This window comes from Streptomyces sp. NPDC059003 (assembly GCF_042740445.1).
In the GTDB taxonomy this organism is placed as follows: Bacteria; Actinomycetota; Actinomycetes; order Streptomycetales; family Streptomycetaceae; genus Streptomyces.
In genome coordinates, this window is sequence record NZ_JBHYJH010000064.1 from 13411 (window position 1) to 33326 (window position 19916).

The 19916-nt window shown below is 72.4% G+C and carries 18 protein-coding genes and 2 tRNA genes; 15 read left to right on the forward strand and 5 right to left on the reverse strand.

What is annotated here, in order from left to right; genetic code table 11:
* Positions 1-83: 83 nt before the first annotated feature.
* The gene (locus ACFWZ5_RS22445) at positions 84-734 is read left to right on the forward strand and encodes a hypothetical protein (protein ID WP_384800592.1); all 651 of its coding nucleotides are present in this window, start codon (positions 84-86) and stop codon (positions 732-734) included.
* Positions 735-856: 122 nt separating this feature from the next.
* On the forward strand, positions 857-1921 hold the full coding sequence (locus ACFWZ5_RS22450) for a hypothetical protein (RefSeq protein ID WP_384800589.1): 1065 nt from the start codon (positions 857-859) through the stop codon (positions 1919-1921).
* Positions 1922-2001: 80 nt separating this feature from the next.
* Here the strand turns inward: ACFWZ5_RS22450 and ACFWZ5_RS22455 are convergent, their stop codons facing one another.
* Positions 2002-3096: a M48 family metallopeptidase gene (locus ACFWZ5_RS22455; protein ID WP_384800586.1), complete on the reverse strand. Its 1095-nt coding sequence runs from the start codon at positions 3094-3096 to the stop codon at positions 2002-2004.
* A 100-nt stretch (positions 3097-3196) separates the two neighbouring features.
* On the opposite strand from ACFWZ5_RS22455, the gene ACFWZ5_RS22460 reads away from it, so the two are divergent.
* The 7 genes from ACFWZ5_RS22460 (at position 3197) to ACFWZ5_RS22490 (ending at position 7653) form a co-directional block, all read left to right on the forward strand.
* Entirely contained in the window at positions 3197-3349 is a 153-nt protein-coding gene (locus ACFWZ5_RS22460; RefSeq protein WP_384800583.1) for a hypothetical protein, read from the forward strand.
* Positions 3350-3553: 204 nt separating this feature from the next.
* Positions 3554-3718, forward strand: coding sequence for a hypothetical protein (locus tag ACFWZ5_RS22465; RefSeq protein WP_384800581.1), 165 nt, complete (start codon positions 3554-3556; stop codon positions 3716-3718).
* A gap of 80 nt (positions 3719-3798) precedes the next feature.
* Positions 3799-4449 carry a nicotinate-nucleotide adenylyltransferase gene (gene nadD, locus ACFWZ5_RS22470; protein WP_384800578.1) on the forward strand — a complete coding sequence of 217 codons (651 nt, stop codon included), beginning with the start codon at positions 3799-3801 and terminating at the stop codon, positions 4447-4449.
* A 16-nt stretch (positions 4450-4465) separates the two neighbouring features.
* Positions 4466-6208 (forward strand): LCP family protein, encoded by a 1743-nt coding sequence (locus ACFWZ5_RS22475; RefSeq protein ID WP_384800576.1) that lies wholly within the window; start codon positions 4466-4468, stop codon positions 6206-6208.
* 155 nt (positions 6209-6363) lie between these two features.
* Positions 6364-6822, forward strand: a complete 459-nt coding sequence (gene rsfS / locus ACFWZ5_RS22480) for a ribosome silencing factor (protein ID WP_384800573.1) — start codon at positions 6364-6366, stop codon at positions 6820-6822.
* On the forward strand, positions 6819-7460 hold the full coding sequence (locus ACFWZ5_RS22485) for a histidine phosphatase family protein (protein WP_384800570.1): 642 nt from the start codon (positions 6819-6821) through the stop codon (positions 7458-7460). The genes rsfS and ACFWZ5_RS22485 overlap by 4 nt, the downstream gene beginning before the upstream one ends.
* Positions 7461-7580: 120 nt before the next feature.
* Positions 7581-7653 (forward strand) — tRNA-Ala (locus tag ACFWZ5_RS22490).
* Positions 7654-7747: 94 nt separating this feature from the next.
* Here ACFWZ5_RS22490 and ACFWZ5_RS22495 read toward each other — a convergent pair.
* Positions 7748-8677 carry a helix-turn-helix transcriptional regulator gene (locus tag ACFWZ5_RS22495; RefSeq protein ID WP_384800606.1) on the reverse strand — a complete coding sequence of 310 codons (930 nt, stop codon included), beginning with the start codon at positions 8675-8677 and terminating at the stop codon, positions 7748-7750.
* 112 nt (positions 8678-8789) lie between these two features.
* Here ACFWZ5_RS22495 and ACFWZ5_RS22500 point away from each other — a divergent pair, with 112 nt between their 5' ends.
* The 3 genes from ACFWZ5_RS22500 to ACFWZ5_RS22510 all read left to right on the forward strand — a co-directional run bounded on the left by ACFWZ5_RS22500 (position 8790) and on the right by ACFWZ5_RS22510 (position 10756).
* Positions 8790-10253 carry an MFS transporter gene (locus ACFWZ5_RS22500; RefSeq protein ID WP_384800567.1) on the forward strand — a complete coding sequence of 488 codons (1464 nt, stop codon included), beginning with the start codon at positions 8790-8792 and terminating at the stop codon, positions 10251-10253.
* Between the two features lie 89 nt (positions 10254-10342).
* Complete coding sequence (locus ACFWZ5_RS22505) at positions 10343-10519, forward strand: hypothetical protein (RefSeq protein ID WP_384800564.1); 177 nt, start codon at positions 10343-10345, stop codon at positions 10517-10519.
* A 3-nt stretch (positions 10520-10522) separates the two neighbouring features.
* Entirely contained in the window at positions 10523-10756 is a 234-nt protein-coding gene (locus ACFWZ5_RS22510; RefSeq protein ID WP_016643127.1) for a hypothetical protein, read from the forward strand.
* On the opposite strand, the gene ACFWZ5_RS22515 is transcribed toward ACFWZ5_RS22510, so the two are convergent.
* Complete coding sequence (locus ACFWZ5_RS22515; protein WP_384800561.1) at positions 10725-12065, reverse strand: glycosyltransferase 87 family protein; 1341 nt, start codon at positions 12063-12065, stop codon at positions 10725-10727. The two genes, ACFWZ5_RS22510 and ACFWZ5_RS22515, sit on opposite strands and share 32 nt — an antisense overlap.
* A 121-nt stretch (positions 12066-12186) precedes the next feature.
* Between ACFWZ5_RS22515 and ACFWZ5_RS22520 the strand changes: the two genes are divergently transcribed.
* Positions 12187-12259, forward strand: a tRNA-Ala gene (locus tag ACFWZ5_RS22520).
* Positions 12260-12340: 81 nt separating this feature from the next.
* Here ACFWZ5_RS22520 and ACFWZ5_RS22525 read toward each other — a convergent pair.
* Positions 12341-13930: a ferredoxin gene (locus ACFWZ5_RS22525; RefSeq protein ID WP_384800267.1), complete on the reverse strand. Its 1590-nt coding sequence runs from the start codon at positions 13928-13930 to the stop codon at positions 12341-12343.
* On the reverse strand, positions 13927-15369 hold the full coding sequence (locus tag ACFWZ5_RS22530) for a cytochrome b/b6 domain-containing protein (RefSeq protein ID WP_384800270.1): 1443 nt from the start codon (positions 15367-15369) through the stop codon (positions 13927-13929). The genes ACFWZ5_RS22525 and ACFWZ5_RS22530 overlap by 4 nt, the downstream gene beginning before the upstream one ends.
* Positions 15370-15786: 417 nt before the next feature.
* Here ACFWZ5_RS22530 and leuS point away from each other — a divergent pair, with 417 nt between their 5' ends.
* Positions 15787-18696: a leucine--tRNA ligase gene (leuS, locus tag ACFWZ5_RS22535; RefSeq protein ID WP_384800273.1), complete on the forward strand. Its 2910-nt coding sequence runs from the start codon at positions 15787-15789 to the stop codon at positions 18694-18696.
* A gap of 335 nt (positions 18697-19031) precedes the next feature.
* Positions 19032-19805, forward strand: a complete 774-nt coding sequence (locus tag ACFWZ5_RS22540) for a hypothetical protein (RefSeq protein WP_384800276.1) — start codon at positions 19032-19034, stop codon at positions 19803-19805.
* The last annotated feature ends 111 nt before the right edge of the window (positions 19806-19916 follow it).

Consider the following 19916-nt stretch of genomic DNA (forward strand, 5'->3'; position numbering starts at 1 on the left):
CCGCGCGGGGGCGGCACGGGTCACACCGGCCGAATTCCCTTTCCGTCTGCCCAAATCGCCCCCTTCAGGTCTACGCTGGATCCGTGCCGGAGGACGTGGGGGGCACGCCGTTTCCCGACGGCAGGGAGCCCGACGACGACCGCGACCACGGGGGTGCGGACGACGAGTTCGCCTCCGTGGTCTTCGACGAGGACTTCGTGCGGGCCGCCGAGATCCACGAACCCACCGCCGTGGAGCGCCTGTTGGCCGCCGCCCAGGCCCGCGCCGAGGCGTCCGAGGCCGAGGCCCGCCGCGGCCGCGCCCGCCGCTCGGGAACCGACTCCGCCGACTCCACGGACGACGACTTCGACGACTTCCCCTACGACGGGTACGGCCCGGACGAGAGCGGCGAGTTCGGCCGCGACGGCGAGTACGAGTACGGGAGGTACGGCGAGCTCGACGACCGGGAGTTCCTGGAGGGCGGCCGCTTCGGGCGGCGCGGCAAGGTCCGCTGGCACCGGCCCGTGGCCTGGCTGCTCGCCCTCCTGATGGGCATAGGCATGGTCGCGTTCGCCTTCGCCGCGGTCTACCGGGGGGCGTCGTCCGGCCGCCAGGACCGCATACCCCCGCCCGCCACGACCGAGGTCGAGCAGAGCACGGGCGCCGACGGCACGGGAGCCGAAGGCAAGGGCGGCCCCTCCGCTTCGGCGGAGTTCGGCCAGTCCGCCGTGCCCGCCGAGCCTCGTACGCCGTGACGGGCCCCCACGAACCCCCCTCAAGAGCTTGACGAACGCCCTGAAGACGTCCGTGAGGACTTGTCAGAACTTGTCGTGTACCAGGGCGTTTACCTCGCGGCCCGGAGACCTACCCTGAAGGTATGGGCGGGCCAGGAGAACCACCTGCGGGGACACCCGAGGGCGCTCCCGGTGGTGACGACGAGTACGGCTCCGTCGTCTTCGACGAGTCGTTCGTCCGCGCTGCGCGCCTGCAGGAGTTCTCCGCGCAGGAGCGCATGGGCGAGCACGCCCGCGCCGTGCGCCGCAGGCCGGGACCCCACCACCGGCTCTCCAAGCAAGTGGTGATTCTGGTCGTCCTCATCGCCGTCGCCTTCGGCACCGCGATCTACATGGGCGTGCGCCACCCGTACCAGACGCCCGCCGCCCAGCGCCCCGAGCCGCTGCGCATGACGGTCGTCCCGCTCGCCCCGCAGGGCCGCGTCCCCGGCAGCGAGAAGGTCGCCGACCTGTTCGCGAAGAGCCCCGCCGCCCAGTTCGGCGTCGGCGCGAGCGGCATCACGATGCCCGCGGTCCACCGCACCGCGCACTTCTCCGAGGAGCAGGTCCGCTCCGCGCTCGCCACCGCCAAGGACTACCTCGTCGAGTCCTCGCTCGACCCCGAGGTGCTCACCGGACGCGCCATCCGCTCCGCCCGCGTCCTGCTCGACCCGGCCCAACTCGACCAGTTCGACCGCAGTTTCACCCACCCCGCGACCGACGGACGGCACGCGCCCACCGGCTGGCTGGTGCGCTTCGACCCGGAGCGGACGGCGCTCGCGGCCCCCGGCGTCCGCGTCCGCGGCACCCTGCGGGCCGTCGAGGCGAGCAAGGACACCCTCGACGTGTCCTCCGACCACACCTTCGTCTACGCGCTGCGCCCGGCAGGCGCCGACGACCGCGCCCGCGCCTCGCTGTTCACCGTCCGCCGCGAGCTGCACTTCCGCTTCGACCGCGACGACCTGCGCATGCACCAGGCCGAGCTGCTCGTGTCGTACGCCCAGGCCGGGCCGCTCGCCTGCGCCACCGACACCACCCGCCACCTGCGGCCGCTGCTCGCGGGCCAGAAGGCGTCGGCGGGCGGGCCCGCGGGCACCGATCCGTACGCGACCGGGGACGCGACGGCACTGTGCGGGACGCTGGCGCGCACCGCCCAGCCGACCGTGTGACCACGTGCCCGTGTGACCGCGTGCCCGTGTGACCGCGTGCCCGTGTGACCGCGTGCCCGTGTGACCGCGTGCCCGTGTGACTACTTGCCGCCGTCGCCGCTGCTGCTGTCGGTGCCGCCGCCGGTGCCGTCGCCGCCGCCCGTGAACTTCCCGCGCAGCTTGCCGCCCAGGTCGCCCGCGCCGCCCGCGATGTCGTTGACCAGCTTCATCAGCGGGTCCTTGCTGTTGCGCACCGTGTCCGCGTACGAGGAGGCGGACTGGCGGAACGAGTCGCTGACCGAGGTGTCCCTGTCGTCCTCGCGGCGCGGGTAGTGGCCGTCCATGATCCGCTGGTACTCGCGGGTCGCGGCCCACTTCTTCAGCTCCGCGGCCCGCACCGTGGTGAAGGGGTGCGAGCGCGGCAGCACGTTCAGGATCTTCAGTACGGAGTCGCGCAGGTCGCCCCCGGCCTCGTACTCATCGGCCTGCTCCAGGAACGCGTCCACGTTCATCTCGTGCAGGTGGTTGCCGCCCGCGATCTTCATCAGGCCGCGCATGGACGCCTGCAGGTCCTGGCCGACGAGCAGGCCCGCGCGGTCCGCGGACAGCTCCGACTTGCGGAACCACTCGCGCAGCGCGGTCACGATCGCCATGATCGCCACGTTGCCGAGCGGGATCCACGCGACCTTCAGGGCGAGGTTGGTCAGGAACAGCAGGATCGTGCGGTAGACGGAGTGGCCGGAGAGGGCGTGGCCGACCTCGTGGCCGACGACCGCGCGCATCTCCTCCTCGTCGAGCAGCTCGACGAGCCCCGTCGTCACGACGATGATCGGCTCGTCGAGACCGATGCACATCGCGTTCGGCACCGGGTCCTGATTGACGTACATCGGCGGGACCTTCTCCAGGTCCAGGATGTAACAGGCGTCCCGCAGCATGGTGTTGAGGTGCGCGAACTGCGCGTCGGACACGCGCACGGAGTCCGAGAGGAACAGCAGCCTCAGGCTCCGCTCGGGCAGCAGCCCGCTGAGCGCCTTGAACACCGTGTCGAACCCGCTGAGCTTGCGCAGGGCCACCAGGGCCGAGCGGTCCGCCGGGTGCTCGTACGCCCGCGACGAGATCCCGGGGAAGCGCCTGCGCTGCCGGCTCGGCACGTGCTCCTGCCCTTCCCCCGCGCCGTCGTGATTGCCGTTGGTCATGCCGCGTCCCCCATGTCGAGTCTCGATCGGGCCCCCGAGATGGAGTCAAGACTAGGCGGAGATACCGTGACAGGGCAGCACACAGAAGGAGTCATCCGCCATGGAGCACATCTCCCCCGCAGACGCCCTCACCCTGGCCGCCCAGGCGGCCGACAAGCAGGGCCCGGGCAACCTGCTGCGCGTCGTACTGATCGTGATGGTCATCGGCTGCGTCCTGGTGGGCTGGCTGCTCCTGCGCGGCTACCGCAAGTGAGACGGATTTTCAGCCCGTCCGGCGTTTGAGGACGAGGCGCGAAGCGCTGATGAACGGGGGTGCCAGGGGGCGGAGCCCTCTGGTTTCGGTGGAGGGGCGGGCTTGGGGGCCTCCCGGCAGGGCGGCGTGCCCCCCTCCGAACCCGCCGCTTACGATGGCCCCAAGTCTTTATCCCGATCCCACACCGGATAGGTCCTGCTGACGATGAGCCTCCACAGCACCGCCGCCCAGCTGGTCACCCTTGCCTCCGAAGGCGGCGAGCACACCGACCAGCACGAGAGCATCAGCCCCTACCTCACCGGCGGCGGCGCGTTCGTCGTGCTGCTCCTGCTGCTGTGGATCACCACGCGCTTCAACCGCGACCGCTGAACCCGGACCGCCGAGCCCGGACCGCTGACCCGGACGGCTGAAAACCTGGCGCGTCTGCCGGGCCGGTAGTGTCTGCACGCATGGGAGAGCAGGACATGCCTACCGGCCCGCTGAGCGCACCCGGCACAGGCCCGGAGAGCACGGCCAAGCGCCGCCTGGGCGTCATGGGTGGAACGTTTGACCCGATCCACCACGGACACCTGGTGGCGGCCAGCGAGGTCGCCGCCCAGTTCCACCTCGACGAGGTCGTGTTCGTACCGGCCGGGAACCCTTGGCAGAAGAGCGACAAGCATGTCTCGCCCGCCGAGGACCGCTATCTGATGACGGTCATCGCGACCGCCGAGAACCCGCAGTTCTCGGTGAGCCGCATCGACATCGACCGCGGCGGACCCACGTACACCACGGACACCCTGCGCGATCTGCGCCGCCTCAACCCCGACACGGACCTCTTCTTCATCACGGGCGCCGACGCGCTCGGCCAGATCCTCACCTGGCGGGACACCGAAGAGCTGTTCTCGCTGGCCCACTTCATCGGCGTCACCCGGCCCGGCCACACCCTGACGGACCCCGGTCTGCCCGAGGGCGGCGTCTCGCTGGTGGAGGTCCCGGCCCTCGCGATCTCGTCCACGGACTGCCGCGCGCGGGTCGCGAAGGGGGACCCCGTGTGGTACCTGGTGCCGGACGGTGTGGTGCGTTATATCGACAAGCGCGAGCTGTACCGCGGCGACTGAGCCGAGAGGGGCACCGGTGAACGACCGACAGTACGACCCGTATGCGGGCGAGTACGCGGCTGGCGCGGCGGAGCAGGCGGCCATCCAGTACGAAGTCGTCGGCTACGACGAGTACGGGCAGCCGGTGTACCAGCAGGTGCCGCACCAGGCACCGCCGCCCGCGTACGACACGTACGCGGCGCAGCAGCAGCCCCAGGGGTACGGCTACGACCCGTACGCGGGGACGTACGAGACGTACGGCGCCGGCGCCGCGTACCAGAGCGGCCAGCCCGGCCACGCCGGCCAGCCCGGCCAGAGCGTGGAGCAGACCGGCTGGATCCCGCAGCAGCAACAGCCGCCGCAACAGCCGCTGGAACAGCCGTCGCAGCACCCGGAACAGCCGCCGCAGCCGCCTCAGCGACACCAGCAGTCTCAGCAGCTTCAGCAGTCTCAGCAGAGCCAGCAGCCCCAGCAGCAGCACCAACAGCCCGCCTCCGAAGGGGAATCCGCGGCGCAGCGCGAGTACCACACCGCGCAGTTCTCCTTCATCGAGGAGCCGGACGAGGACTCCGAAGACGTCATCGACTGGCTGAAGTTCACCGAGAGCCGTACCGAGCGGCGCGAGGAGGCCAAGCGGCGCGGCCGCTCGCGGGTCGTCGCGCTCGTCGTCGTGCTCGCGCTCGTCGTCGTGGGCGGCGTCGGCTATCTGTGGGCCACGGGCACGTTCGGCGGCTCGGACGACGAGTCCGGCGGCGCGGCCGCGGCGGGCCCGCAGAAGCGCGACGTGATCGCCGTCCATCTGCACAACACCAAGGGCGGCGGCACCTCCACCGCGCTGCTCGTGAACAACACCACCACCAAGCGCGGCACCACCGTCCTGTTGCCCAACTCCCTCGCCCTGACCGGCGACGACGGCACCACGACCACACTCGGCAAGTCCGTCGACGACGACGGCTCCACCGGCACGCGTGAGGAGTTGGACACGCTGCTCGGCACGCACGTCGGCGGCACCTGGCGCCTCGACACCCCCTACCTCAACAACCTCGTCGAACTCGTCGGCAACATCGACATCGACACCAACGCCGACGTGCCCGACCCCAAGGCGAAGCGCAAGGGCGAGGCACCGCTGGTCAAGAAGGGCGAGCAGCAGACCCTGAGCGGGCCGATGGCCGTCGCGTACGCCACGTACCGCGCGCCCGGCGAGGCCGAGACCGCGCAGCTCACCCGGTTCGGGCAGGTCATGCAGGGCGTCCTGCGCAAGCTGTCGTCGGACCCGCAGGCCGCGACGGTCACCGTGCAGTCGCTCGCGCAGATCCTCGACCCGTCCCTGAAGGAGAAGGACCTCGGCGCCTTCCTCGCCAAGCTCGCCGACCGCGCCAAGGGCGGCGACTACGCCACCGCGCTGCTCCCGGTGCAGCAGGACGGCACGCTCACCGAGAAGGCCTCCACCAGCGTGGTCAAGGACGTGCTCGGCGGCGTCGTGAAGAGCCCCGAGCAGGGCGCGGCCGTCCGGGTCGGCGTGAAGAACGCGACCGGCGGCAAGGCGGCGACGGAGAGCGCCCGCATCGCCCTGGTCAACGGCGGCTACACCTTCGTCGACTCCGGCGCCACGAGCGCGGCCACGTCGTCGCAGGTCACGTACGCCGACGCGGCGAAGAAGAAGGAGGCGCAGGAGGTCGCCAAGACCCTCGGCCTGCCCGCGAGCGCGGTCAGCAAGGGCAAGGCGGCGTCGAACGCCGACGTGTCGGTGGTCCTCGGACAGGACTACAAGAAGGGGTGAGGGCCGGGGCGGGCCGACGGCTTCGTCGGTGACCGCCTCATCGGTGACGGCCGCATCGGTGATCGAGTAATCGGTGATCGAATAATCGTCTGGGGAGTGGCCGGTGGTCCGTGAGACCCTTGTCGGGTATTGCCCGTCTGAAGGAAAGCTCTCTAGTGACCGCCACGGACCGCTCCACCGAGCTCATCACCGTCGCCGCCCAGGCGGCCGCCGACAAGCTCGCGCACGACATCATCGCGTACGACGTCAGCGACGTGCTGTCGATCACGGACGCCTTCCTGCTCGCCTCCGCGCCCAACGACCGCCAGGTCAAGTCGATCGTCGACGAGATCGAGGAGCGCCTCAGCAAGGAGCTCGGCGCCAAGCCGGTGCGCCGCGAGGGCGACCGCGACGCCCGCTGGATCCTCCTCGACTACGTCGACATCGTCGTCCACGTCCAGCACAGCGAGGAGCGCGTCTTCTACGCCCTCGAGCGGCTGTGGAAGGACTGCCCCGAGATCGAGCTGCCCGCCGACGCGAAGGCCACCCGCGGCAAGGCCGCGGAGCACGCGAAGCTGCAGCAGGCCGCGGAGGAGGCCGAGGAGCTGCGCGAGCTGGGTGGTGAGCTGCGGTGAGCAGCCGCGGCTGCCGCATCATCCTCTGGCGGCACGGCCAGACCGCCTGGAACCTGGAGCGCCGCTTCCAGGGCTCCACGGACATCGAGCTGACCGAGGCGGGCGTCGCGCAGGCGCGGCGCGCCGCCCGGCTGCTCGCGTCCCTGAAGCCGGACGCGATCATCGCGTCCGACCTCAAGCGCGCCGCGGCCACCGCCGCCGAGCTCGCCGCCGTCACGGGCCTCGACGTCACGCACGACGAGGGCCTGCGCGAGACCTACGCCGGTGACTGGCAGGGCCTCACGCACGAGGAGATCATCGGGCGCTACGGCGAGCAGTACGCCGCGTGGAAGCGCGGCGAGCCGGTGCGGCGCGGCGGCGGTGAGCTGGAGACCGAGGTCGCCGACCGTGCCGCCCCGATCGTGCTGCGGCACGCCGAGAAGCTGCCGGACGAGGGCACGCTGGTCGTGGCCAGCCACGGCGGCACGATCCGCACGACCATCGGCCGTCTGCTCGGCCTGGAGGCGCACCACTGGGAGAGCCTCGGCGGGCTCTCCAACTGCTGCTGGTCCGTCCTCGGCCAGGGCGCCCGCGGCTGGCGCCTCCTGGAGCACAACGCGGGCACGCTGCCCGAGCCGGTGCTCGGCGACGACGACTAGGACGACTGGCCCGTGGGCGCCACTGACCAGGTCCGGGACCCGGATTTCGCGTTTCGGCAGGTCGCAGGCTAAAGTTCTTCTTGTTCGCCCCGCCGGGCGGGAAGAACACGAGGAACACAAGGGGCTATAGCTCAGTTGGTAGAGCGCTTGCATGGCATGCAAGAGGTCAGGAGTTCAATTCTCCTTAGCTCCACAATCAGGTCCCGTCCCCGCAAGGGGGCGGGACCTTTGCGTTGCCCGCCTTCGCCGACCGGGTCCGCCGCCCGCGTTCCGTGCCCGTGCCTTCGTCAGCCGCGCCGCAGCTCGCGTATGCGGGCCATGCGCCGGCGCGTCTCCTCGTCCTCCGCCGTGTACGCCACGATCCGGCACTCCGGCATGCCGTTGATCGACAGCGACACCGACGTCATCCGCAGCTCACCGACCGCGTTGTGCCGGAACGTCTTCACGCGCGGCCCCGGCGGCACCACGTCGCCGCTCGCCCACAGCAGGGCGAACTGCGGGCTCGCCACGGACAGCGCCCGTATGAAGTCCTCCCACGCGGGCTCGCCCACATGCCGCCCGTACGCCCCGCGCAGCGTCGCGACCATCACCGGCAGCTCCGAGTCCCGGAAGACCAGCGGGCAGTAGCGCTCGGGCACGACGAACAGCGACCACAGCACGTTCGCCACGCCGATCGCCTCTATCTGCGGGACCGCGAAGAGGTCCCGGTAGGCCGCGTTCGTCGCGAGGATGTCGTACCGCGTGTTGTAGACCACCGCCGGGTGCGGGTCCAGGGCGTCGATGATGCCCTGGATCTCCGGGCCGACCGTCTCCACCGCCTCCTCGTGCCGTGGCGCGGGCGCCACCTCCGCGAGGTCGTACAGATGGTCGCACTCCGCCTTGTCCAGGCGCAGCGTGCGCGCGACGGCGTCCAGGACCTGCGCCGACGCGTTGATGGGGCGGCCCTGCTCCAGCCACGTGTACCACGTGATGCCGACGCCGGAGAGCTGGGCGACCTCCTCGCGGCGCAGGCCGGGGGTGCGGCGCCGCGGGCCCGGTGGCATGCCCACGTCGGCCGGGGTGATGCGGGCGCGGCGGCTGCGCAGGAACGCGGCCAGCTCAGAGCGCCGCCGGGCGCCCGCGGGCGCCGCCGACGGCCCCACCCCGTCGAGAGTGCCCTTGAGAGCCCCCTTGAGAGCCCCCGTGGCGGCCGGGCTCACCCTGCTCGTCGTATCCATCGTCGTCACGTCCCCCATCGTCATCGCCCGGCCCTGTCCGTGCCAGGTGCTGCCAGTACCAGCATCAGCGGGCTCTCACTACCTGTACCGAGCGGTCGGCACGCTCGCCTGCATGACGACCACCAGCCCACCCACGCCCGTCCCCGCCCCAACTCCCGCAACCAGTAAAGACCCTGCCACTGACAACCGCCCGGGCCGCGTGCTCGCGATCGTGCTCGCCGCCCAGTTCATGGCGCTGCTCGACGTGTTCATCGTCAACGTCGCGGCGCCCACGATCCGCGTCGACCTCGACGCGTCCGGCGCCGGTCTGCAGCTGGTGATCGCGGGCTACACCATCACGTACGCCGTCCTCCTCATCACCGGCGCCCGCCTCGGCGAGCGGCTCGGGCACCGCCGCGTCTACCTCGTGGGCCTCGCCGTGTTCACCGCGGCGTCGCTCGCCTGCGGGCTGAGCCAGAGCACCGGCCAGCTGATCGCCTTCCGGCTCGCGCAGGGCGCGGGCTCCGCCGTCCTGATCCCACAGGTGCTCAGCATCATCCAGCGCACCTTCACCGGCGAGGGCCGCGTGAAGGCGCTCGGCGCGTACTCGGCGGTGCTCGCGACCGGCGCCGCCGCGGGCCAGGTGCTCGGCGGCGTCCTGGTCAGCGCCGACCTGTTCGGCACCGGCTGGCGCCCGGTGTTCCTCGTCAACGTGCCCGTCGGCGTGGCCCTCCTCGCCCTCGCCGCCCGCGTGCTGCCGCGTGACGAGCGGCACGCGCCGGGGCGGGCCCGCGGCCTCGACCTGCCGGGCCTCGTGCTGCTCGGCGCGGCCGTCACGCTGTTCACCGTGCCCCTGGTGCTCGGTGAGCAGAAGGGCTGGCCGCTGTGGACCTGGCTCTCGCTCGGCGCCGCCGCCGTGCTCTTCGGCCTGTTCTGCGCGTACGAGACGCGCCTGGCGGGGCGCGGCGGCGCGCCGCTGATCTCGCCGCGGGTCCTGCGCGTCCCCGGCATGGGCCTCGCCGTGTTCCGCCTCGCCGCGGTGATGGCGGTCAACTCAGGCTTCCTGTTCGTCCTCACCCTGCACGTACAGGGCGGCCTCGGCTACAGCGCGCTGCGCGCGGGGCTGACGTTCGCGCCGTCCGCGCTGCTCTTCGGAGTGATCGGTCTGACCTGGCGGAGGTGGCCGGCCGCGCTCCAACAGGCGCTGATTCCCGGCGGGTTCGCGCTTGCTGCGGCGTCGATGCTGAGCCTCGGCCTGCTGCTGCGGGACGGCGGGGACGGCGGCGCGTGGCTGTACGTCGCCCTGGTCGTCGGGGGCACCGGGCTCTCGCTCGGATTCAGCCCCACGCTGACCCGCGCCCTTGCGACGGTCCGCCCCGAGGACGCGGCGGACGCCAGCGGTGTCCTCGCCACCGTCACCCAGCTCGGACAGCTGACGGGCGTCGCCGTCTTCGGCGCGCTCTTCCTCGGTCACCTTGAGTCGAACGGGGCCCCTGGGGCGTATTCATCGGCGGACGCGCTCCTGGTGTGCTCCTACGCGCTCGCGGGAGCCGCCGCCCTGGGGGCCGTGTCCGGACTGGTACGTATGCGTCGCTGACCGGCTCGCCGTGGTCGTGGCAGAATTCGGTGGGCCGGAAGGGGACTGCACCAATGCGCCGACGGTGACCCGACGGGAGGGAGAGCGTGATGCCTGCGAGCATCATCGAGGAGGCCGACCGCCTCCTCGAAGGGGCCGACATACGGTCCGGCGACGCCACGCTCCTCCACTGTCCCTCTTGCGGCTCGTCCCACGTCGCCCAAGTCCTCGGTGACAACGGCGGCGTCAGTTACGTGTGCACGGCCTGCGGCCACAGCTGGAGCTGATCGATGGGTGCACACAGGCGGAAATGCGACTGGTGCGGCAGCGGTACGCCGATCGTCCGCGACATGGAACCGGTCAACCCGGACTACCAGTACTGGTGCGAGGAGTGCGCGCGGGCGCTGATCATAAAGGGCGACCCCATCGAGACGTACCGCGAGCTCGAAGGGGAGCCGATCTACGGCCGCCTGCTCGACGAGCACTGCACCCTCAAGCGCTTCTATTCGTTCGCCACGGCGTGAGCCCCGCGCGCGGGCGCGGCACGGCGGCCCCCGGCGGCGCGAGGGCAGCGGTCGTCGGTGGCGCGGGGGCAGTGGCCGCCGGGGGTGTGAGGACCGTGGCCGCGGCGACGGCGAGGAAGCCGAGAGCGGCCAGCGGATAGAGCGCCGACAGCGTCATCTGGCCAAAGTCCTGGGCGAGTTCGGGCCGCCCCGTGCCGTGCGGAACCCACCACAGGGCGTACGAACAGAACACTACGGAGAGGCCGATCGCCGCCGCCCACCACGCCCGGCCGCCCCGGCGCAGCGCGCCCGTCCACAGCAGCAGCGCCATCGGCACACACCACACCCAGTGGTGCGACCACGACACCGGACTGACGAGCAGCGCGGTCGCCGCACAGGCGGCCGCGCCCCAGGCCCGCTCCCCGCGCACCGCGACGGCCACCGCGACCCCCAGACCGGCCGCGCACGCCACCGCCGCGACAGCCACCCACCACAGCCCCGGATCGCCGGTGTGCAGCAGCCGGGCGAGGATCCCGCGCAGCGACTGGTTCGCGGTGTTCTCCGCCCGCCCGACCCGGTCCGCCGCGAAGACCACACGGGTCCAGAAGCGCCAGGAGTCGTACGGCAGCACGGCGGCGGCCAGCAGCGTCGCCCCGAGGAACGCGGCGGCGGCCGTGCCCGCGTGCCGCACGGCGGGCCGCCACGCACCCCGTCGCACGGCCTCCACGACGCCGACGAGCAGCAGGAACACCGCGAACAGCGCGGGCGTGAGCTTGATCGCCGCCGCGACCCCGATGCCCACGCCCGCCCACCGGTGGCCCGGGCGCCGGGTCAGATCCCACAGGACCAGGACGGCAAGGAGCAGATTGATCTGTCCGTAGCGCAGCGTCGTCCACACCGGCTCCGCCCACACGGCCGACGCGGACGCCCACAGGGCGGTCTCCACGCGCGCGTGCCCCGGCCGCTCCACGCGCGCGTGCCCCCGCTCGTCGGCCAGGCGCAGGCACAGGCGCACGAAGACGACGAGCAGGAGCAGGTTGACTGCCGTCGCGAGGATCCGCATGTCCGCCGTGCCCAGCAGTGTCAGCGGAGTGAAGAGCAGCGCGGCGAACGGCGGGTACGTCATGGGCAGCTCGGCCTCGGTGGCGCGCAGCGCGTACAGATCGCCGCCCGCGCGCACGGCCTCGCCCTCCGCCCGGTAGACCATCAGGTCGATCATCGAGACGTCCGCCGCGCGCTGGGCGGCGCAGAAGGCCGCGAAGGAGAGCAGGCAGACCCCGGCGGCCAGGGGAACGCGGCGGCGGGCGACGGTGGACACGAGCACGGTCACGGGGGCAGACAGTAGCGCCCCGGTCACCCCTCACCGGGGCGGACCGGAATCGATTTGGTGGAGCACCGGGGGGACCGTGTAATGTTGGCGGAGCCGCCGGGGAAACCGGGCGGACAAGCAAGGGGCTATAGCTCAGTTGGTAGAGCGCTTGCATGGCATGCAAGAGGTCAGGAGTTCAATTCTCCTTAGCTCCACAGCAGATGAGAGCGGGCCACCCGATCCGGGTGGCCCGCTCTCTTGCATCCCGCCCTCCTGTGGGCCCTGCGCCCCGGTGCTTACTGCCGCCCGCTGCCGAGCGCCCGGCGCCCGCGGCCCCGGGGCAGCGTCGGCAGCGGTGCCGCCGCCGCGGGTGCCGCTCCCGGATCCTCCTCGATGCGCAGGGCGAGCGCCGGACAGCGGCGCACGGCGCGCTGGGCGCGCGCCTCCGAGTAGCGCGGCACCGCGGCCTCCGCGACCGCGGGGAAGCCGTCGGGGCCCAGGCGGATCAGCTCCGGGACGATGTCCGCGCACAGGCCGTGGCCCTGGCACAGCGTCCAGTCGACGGCCAGCCTGCGGCCGCTCGGGGCCTCGCCCTGCGGGCCCTCCTCCTGCAGCGGCAGCACGCCCTCCACGGGGCGCCCGCAGCCGTCTCCCAGGACGTGCGCGGCCAGGTCGTCCGTGAACGCCCCGATCGTGGACTCCAGGAACGCCGCCGAGCCGTCCGGGTGCTTGCACGCGCCGCGCCGCTTCACGGCGTGCGTCACCTCGCGCAGCGCCTCCAGGGCGGTCGGGCCGCCGCCGTCCAGGACGTCCGCGAGCCCGCGCGCGGCAGCGGGCAGCCCCAGGTAGCAGGGGCCGCACTGGCCCGCGCTCTCGGCCGCGAGCCAGTTCGCCACGCGCAGGGACTCGCCCAGGGGGCACGTCCCGGGGCCGAGGGGCAGGACCGCGCCCGCGCCGAGGGCGCCCCCGCAGGCCTCCAGGGCGGCGCGTGAGACGACCGCGTCGTGTGCGGTGACCGGGTCGAGCCACCGGCCGTGATAGCCGCCCGTGAGGACGCCCTGGGGCAGCGGGGGAGCGCCGGCGAGCTGCAGAACGTACCGGAGGGGCACGCCCGTTGGGACCTCGATGACCATGGGGCGGGCGACGGCTCCGGAGAGGGTCAGCAGGACGGTGCCCGGCTCGTCGCGCATGCCGGTGCGCCGGTAGCGGTCCGCTCCGCTGCGGGCGGCGACGGCGAGCTGCGCGAACGTCTCCGCGTTCGACAGGAGCGTGGGGGCGCCGCCCACCCCGGAGTCGGCGGTGCGGACCTTGCGCCCCGGAGGCAGCGGCGGGCCGCCGTCCGCCGAGCGCACGAGCGCGGAGGACTCACCGGTCACCATGCGCACGGGATTGCGCTGCACCCGCGCGCGCAGGGACGACCGGCGCCGGTCGCTCAGACCCCGCTCGGCGAGCGCCGACCGCATCGATGCCTCCGTGGAGTCACGGGTCACACCGATGACGAGGGTGCGGGCGCCGAGCGCCTCGGCGGCGAGGAGGGCGCCGTCCAGGATGAGGTGCGGGGCGCGGTTGATCAGGACGGTGTCCTTGCGGCAGGCGGGCTCGTCCTCGCTGCCGTTGACGACGACCACGGGACGCACGCCCCGGCGGATCGCGGCCTCGGCGACGGCCCGCAGCTTCCTGGCGAACGGGAAGCCCGCGCCGCCGCGCCCGCGCAGCGAGATCTGCTCGGCGAGCGTGGCGAGGTGCTCGCCCGCCATGGGTTCGAGCGGGCCGTGCACCTTCAGGTGCATGGCGAGGTCGAGCCGCTGAACCAGGTCGAAGCCCGAGGTCAGGAGCGGAAGTCCGACCACGCGGACTTCGGGGACGTCGGGCAGTGCCGCGTTCACTTGCCTCCTCCGGTGGCCGCGTTCCAGGGTTCACCGGTGCTGGGCGCCTGGAACGGGCCGGGTAGCTGCTGGGTGGCGGGGCCGTCGTCGTGGGCGGGGTCCCGCAGCGGTTCGTGATGGGCCTCCCGCCGGGGTTCGTACGGGGGCTCGTGGAGCGGTTCGTACGCGGGCGGGTGGTAGGCGGGCTGCGGGCCGGTGTCGTGCGAGCCGGTGTCCGTGGGGCTGTACCGGGCGTCTCCGTAGTCGTGCTGGGTGTCCACGGAGTCGTAGCCGTCGGCCGGGGTGTCGTACCGGGCCACTCCGGGGACGCAGGGCGCCGTGACGGGGGCGTACGAGGTCTCTGCGGAGCCGTACCGGGTCTCCGGTGCGTCGTAGTGGGTCTCTACGGAGGGGTGCGGGGTCTCTACGGAGTCGTACGGGAACGGGGTCGCCGGTGCTTCCACGGGAGGGGGCGGTGACGGGGTCGGCCAGCGCGGGGTCATGGTGGGCAGGACCTCCGTGGGCTGGAGGTCGCGCGGCAGGTCGGCGGCGTCGCGCTCGGACGTCGTGGCCAGCGCGCGGTAGGCGGCGGCGATGCCGACGACGGGCGCCGTGTCGGGCGGGGTGCTGCCGCGGCCGGACCCGGTGCCGGGCAGGGGGGCGGACGAGGTGTCCCGGGTCGGCGTCGGGGCACCGCGGCGTCGGGGTTCACGGGGGGCGCCCCGGCCGTCCGGCTCCAGGAGGGCGAAGATCCGCGCAGCCACCTTGCGCTTGACCGGGCCCGGAGCCGTGCGCAGCGCCACCGCACCGGCGACCGCGACCAGGCACAGGCAGTACAGGGCGACCACCCAGGTCTTCGGCGGGCGGCCCGCGTACAGGCCGTGGATGAGGGCCGCGCACCAGGCGGGGTAGGCCAGCATGTGCAGGGCCCGCCACCGCGAGGCGACCTGGACCGGCGAGGCGAAGGCGCTGCGCAGCGCGCCGGTCACGCTGGTCGTCACCATGAGGAGCCCGGCGAGGGAGCCCAGGCCGATCAGGCCGTCACCGCCCGCGAGGCCGAGCCCGAAGGGCACGAGGGCGCCCACGAAGGACACGTGGTCCAGGGCGAGCTTGACCGTGCCGTGCAGGAGCAGGAAGCCGACGGAGGCCACCGCGGTGGCCCGGTGCACGGCCTGGGCGAGCAGGCGCTGCCGTGAGCGCAGGAAGAGCCGGTCCGAGGCGACCAGGCCCCAGGCGACGGAGGCGGTCAGGGCGACGAGCGACAGGACGCCGGTGGTGTAGTCGAGAGCGGCGCGGAAGTCGTCGCCGCCCGCGAACACGACCAGGGGTATCAGCAGGAGCGCGGCCGTGGTCAGCAGGCCGCGAGCCGCCCGGCTGGGCTCGCGGAACGGGCGCAGCGAGGGGGTGCCGGGTAAGGAGGGGCTCTCGGGACTCTTGCGGTGCGGTTTCAGAGGGTTCATGGGGGCGACTCCGAAGTGGTCCGGTCGCCGCATGCTAAGTCGCCCCCATACCGGTGGGTACGGGGTTTGAGTTATTGCGTTGTTATCAAAGTGCGACTCGATCTTGGTGTTGCCCCGATAGTGGGCGGTACGCGGGGTAATCCTTGGCCAAGGGTGAGGTTCCGCTTCCGGTGAGGCGTCCGGTGAGGCGTCCGGCCGGGACCCGGACAAAGCGCGTCGCTCCGTGCGGGAGCCCTGCGGTACTCTGACGCCATGCGTGCCGTACGCCTTCTGCTTAGCGGGCCGCGCTGATCAGTCCCGACCGCACCGTGAGCGCGGTCGGAATCGGCGCGGCGTCCCCTCCTGTGCGAGGGGCATTTTTATTTGGCCACACGGCCGTTTCCGCAGGCAGAGACGATCGATGGAGCTTTGAAAACCATGAGCGAGACGAATTCCTCCGCCACCGCTGAAGGTGCGGGAGGCGCCCCTTCGGCCGCCGAGGCGGCCGCGCCGCACCGCTACACGGCCGTCGTCGCGGCCGAGATCGAGGCGCGCTGGCAGGACTTCTGGGACGCGAACGGCACGTACGAAGCACCGAACCCGAGCGGCGACCTCGCCGGGGACGCGGAGCTGGCGGCGCGGCCCAAGAAGTTCATCATGGACATGTTCCCGTACCCCTCCGGTGCCGGCCTGCACGTCGGCCACCCCCTGGGGTACATCGCCACGGACGTCTTCGCGCGCTTCCAGCGCATGACCGGCCACAACGTCCTGCACTCCCTGGGCTTCGACGCCTTCGGCCTGCCCGCCGAGCAGTACGCGGTGCAGACGGGCACCCACCCGCGCGTGTCCACCGAGGCCAACATCGTCAACATGAAGGCCCAGCTGCGCCGCCTGGGCCTGGGCCACGACAAGCGCCGCTCGTTCGCCACGATCGACCCGGACTACTACAAGTGGACCCAGTGGATCTTCCTGCAGATCTTCAACTCCTGGTACGACGACGAGCTGCGCAAGGCCCGCCCGATCGCCGACCTGGTCGCCCAGTTCGAGAGCGGTGAGCGCGCCGTACCCGGCTCCACGCGCGCGTGGAACGACCTGACCGCCACGGAGCGCGCCGACGTCCTGAGCGGCTTCCGCCTGGCGTACGCCTCCGACGCGCCCGTCAACTGGTGCCCCGGCCTGGGCACCGTCCTGGCCAACGAGGAGGTCACCGCCGACGGCCGCTCCGAGCGCGGCAACTTCCCCGTCTTCAAGTCCAAGCTGCGCCAGTGGAACATGCGCATCACGGCCTACGCCGACCGCCTCCTGGAAGACCTGGACGCGCTGGACTGGCCCGAGGCCATCAAGCTGCAGCAGCGCAACTGGATCGGCCGCTCCGAAGGCGCCCGCGTCGACTTCCCCGTCGGCTCCGACGGCGACGCGATCACCATCTTCACGACCCGTCAGGACACCCTGTTCGGCGCCACGTACATGGTCCTGGCGCCCGAGCACGAGCTGGTCGACAGCATCGTCCCGGCGGCCTGGCCCGAGGGCACCCACGAGGTGTGGACCGGCGGGCACGCCACCCCGGCCGAGGCCGTCGCCAAGTACCGCGCCTTCGCCGCCGCCAAGTCCGACGTGGAGCGCCAGGCCGACGCCAAGGAGAAGACCGGCGTCTTCACGGGCGCGTACGCGACGAACCCCGTCAGCGGCGAGCAGGTCCCGGTCTTCATCGCCGACTACGTCCTGATGGGCTACGGCACCGGCGCGATCATGGCCGTGCCCGCGCACGACAGCCGTGACTTCGCCTTCGCGCGCGCCTTCGAGCTGCCGATGCGCTGCGTGGTCGAGCCCTCCGACGAACGCGGCACCGACCCGTCGACGTGGGCCGACTCCTTCGACTCGTACGAGGCGAAGATCATGAACTCGGCCAACGACAGGGTCACCCTGGACGGCCTGGTCGTCGTCGAGGCCAAGGCCCGCATCACGGAGTGGCTGGAGCGCGAGGGCATCGGCCACGGCACCGTCAACTTCCGCCTGCGCGACTGGCTGTTCAGCCGCCAGCGCTACTGGGGCGAGCCCTTCCCGATCGTCTACGACGAGGACGGCGTCGCCCGCGCGCTGCCCGAGTCGATGCTGCCCCTGGAGCTGCCGGAGGTCGACGACTACTCGCCGCGCACCTTCGACCCGGACGACGCCGACACCCGGCCCGAGACCCCGCTGTCCCGCAACGAGGACTGGGTCAACGTCACGCTGGACCTGGGCGACGGACCCAAGAAGTACCGCCGCGAGACCAACACCATGCCCAACTGGGCGGGCTCCTGCTGGTACGAGCTGCGCTACCTGGACCCGCACAACGACCAGCAGCTGGTCGCCCCGGAGATCGAGCGCTACTGGATGGGCCCGCGCGAGGGCCAGCCCACGGGCGGCGCCGACCTGTACGTCGGCGGCGCCGAGCACGCCGTGCTGCACCTGCTGTACGCGCGCTTCTGGTCGAAGGTCCTGTTCGACCTGGGCCACACCTCGTCGGCCGAGCCGTTCCACAAGCTGTTCAACCAGGGCATGATCCAGGCCTACGTCTACCGCGACAGCCGCGGCTTCCCCGTCCCGGCCGCCGAGATCGAGGAGCGCGACGGCGCGTACTTCTTCGAGGGCGAGCCGGTCAAGCGCGAGCTGGGCAAGATGGGCAAGTCCCTGAAGAACGCGGTCACCCCGGACGAGATCTGCGAGGAGTACGGCGCGGACACGCTGCGCCTGTACGAGATGGCGATGGGCCCCCTGGACGTCTCGCGTCCGTGGGACACCCGTGCCGTGGTCGGCCAGTACCGGCTGCTGCAGCGCCTGTGGCGACTGATCGTCGACGAGTCCACCGGCGAGGTCACCGTCGTGGACGCCGAGCCCGGCGAGGACGCGCTGCGCGCGCTGCACAAGGCGATCGACGGCGTGCGCCAGGACCTGGACGGCATGCGGTTCAACACCGCCATCGCCAAGATCACCGAGCTGAACAACCACCTGACCAAGGCCGCGGGCCCGGTGCCGCGCTCCGTCGCCGAACGCCTGGTCCTGCTGGTCGCGCCGCTGGCCCCGCACATCGCGGAGGAGCTGTGGCGCCGCCTGGGCCACACCGGCTCGGTCGTCCACGAGGACTTCCCGGTCGCCGACCCGGCGTACGTCGTGGACGAGACCGTGACCTGCGTCGTGCAGATCAAGGGCAAGGTCAAGGCGCGCCTGGAGGTGTCGCCGTCGATCTCCGACGCCGACCTGGAGCAGGTGGCCCTGGGCGACGAGCGCGTCGTGGCCGCGCTGGGCGGCGCGGGCATCCGCAAGGTCATCGTGCGGGCGCCGAAGCTGGTGAACATCGTTCCTGCCTGATCCTTCCAGGCGGTCCCATCGGTGAGGGGCGATCGCCCCTTGGCCGATGGGTGACCGGCCGGACCCCGCTCGGGGGCCGGCCGGTCAACTGTTTGTCGGGTGGAGTGCGTTGTGCGGGGCGCGTTGCCCGGGCGCGGGGGCGCGGGGGCGCGGTGGGTCGGCGGGCCAGCAGGTCGTCGGGTCGTCGGGTCGGCGTATCCGGGTAGTCCCCTACGGGCAGGTTCCGGGTTCCGCTGGAACCCTCGACAGGCCCGCGGCGTTTACCGTGGAGAGGCGGACGGGCCCGTCCGCCTCCGACGCAACCGACCGACCCGCCCGGCCGAAGGAGAAGCATCGTGGAAGCCGTGATCGCAGTGGTCGCGCTGCTCTTCGTGCTGTTCCTGGCAGTCGGCGCGTACGCGGCGGTCAAGGCCGTCGGCGCCGCCAAGCGCGGCGTGGACCGCACCCTCACGCAGGCCCGCCGCACGGTGGAGGACACCACGCTCCGAGCGCGGACGCTCGCCCAACCCGGCGCCGTGGGCGAGCTGGCCCAGCTGCGGCTCAAGCTGCGCACCTCCATGCGGGCCACCCAGGACGCGCTGCGCGCGGGCGTCGCCGAGGACCCCTCGCTGCACGAGTCCCTGGCGCTCTTCGAGCGCCTGAGCGTCCACGGCCACGAGTTGGACGACGAGCTCAAGCGCCTGGAGAGCGAGCCGGACCGCATCACCCTGAGCCAGCGCCTGCCCGCGCTCCGCGAGCGCACGGAGCAGATCACGAAGGCCGCGGACTCGCTGCGCTGGGCGGCGCGCGACCGGGCCCACAAGTTCGCGGACGACGACCTCGAGCTCCTGCGCTCGCAGATCGACATGGAGGCGGGCGCGCTGCGGCACTGGGCGACGGATCCGGCCGACGGGCAGCCCACCACCTCCGGCACCCCGGCGGCCTCAGCCACCTCAGCTACCTCAGCCACCTCATGGTCCGACCCGTCGCCGGCCGGGCGTCCGGGCCGGGCGCAGAGCACGCCCGACAGCGCCGCGGCCCAGGAGCCGACCCGACCGGCGATCACCCCTCCGGGGCCCAAGCCGACGTACCCCTGGCAGAAGAACACCAAGCCCGAGAGCACGACCTGAGGCGACGACATCCGACGTCAACGGCGGTGCGCGGCGCCGTCGACCGGAAGCCGCACGGCCCCGTGCGGGCGCCGTCGCCCGGGTGAAGGGGTCGGACTGCCGCGCCGGGGT

Bases quoted from the DNA above. Each gene is read 5' to 3' on its own strand.
- leuS (WP_384800273.1), top strand. From the start codon at position 15,787: ATGAGCGAGACGAATTCCTCCGCCACCGCTGAAGGTGCGGGAGGCGCC.
- ACFWZ5_RS22530 (WP_384800270.1), bottom strand. From the start codon at position 15,369: ATGAACCCTCTGAAACCGCACCGCAAGAGTCCCGAGAGCCCCTCCTTA.
- ACFWZ5_RS22460 (WP_384800583.1), top strand. From the start codon at position 3,197: ATGGAGCACATCTCCCCCGCAGACGCCCTCACCCTGGCCGCCCAGGCG.
- ACFWZ5_RS22495 (WP_384800606.1), bottom strand. From the start codon at position 8,677: ATGGATACGACGAGCAGGGTGAGCCCGGCCGCCACGGGGGCTCTCAAG.
- ACFWZ5_RS22505 (WP_384800564.1), top strand. From the start codon at position 10,343: ATGCCTGCGAGCATCATCGAGGAGGCCGACCGCCTCCTCGAAGGGGCC.
- nadD (WP_384800578.1), top strand. From the start codon at position 3,799: ATGGGAGAGCAGGACATGCCTACCGGCCCGCTGAGCGCACCCGGCACA.
- ACFWZ5_RS22450 (WP_384800589.1), top strand. From the start codon at position 857: ATGGGCGGGCCAGGAGAACCACCTGCGGGGACACCCGAGGGCGCTCCC.
- ACFWZ5_RS22465 (WP_384800581.1), top strand. From the start codon at position 3,554: ATGAGCCTCCACAGCACCGCCGCCCAGCTGGTCACCCTTGCCTCCGAA.
- ACFWZ5_RS22455 (WP_384800586.1), bottom strand. From the start codon at position 3,096: ATGACCAACGGCAATCACGACGGCGCGGGGGAAGGGCAGGAGCACGTG.
- ACFWZ5_RS22500 (WP_384800567.1), top strand. From the start codon at position 8,790: ATGACGACCACCAGCCCACCCACGCCCGTCCCCGCCCCAACTCCCGCA.
- ACFWZ5_RS22510 (WP_016643127.1), top strand. From the start codon at position 10,523: ATGGGTGCACACAGGCGGAAATGCGACTGGTGCGGCAGCGGTACGCCG.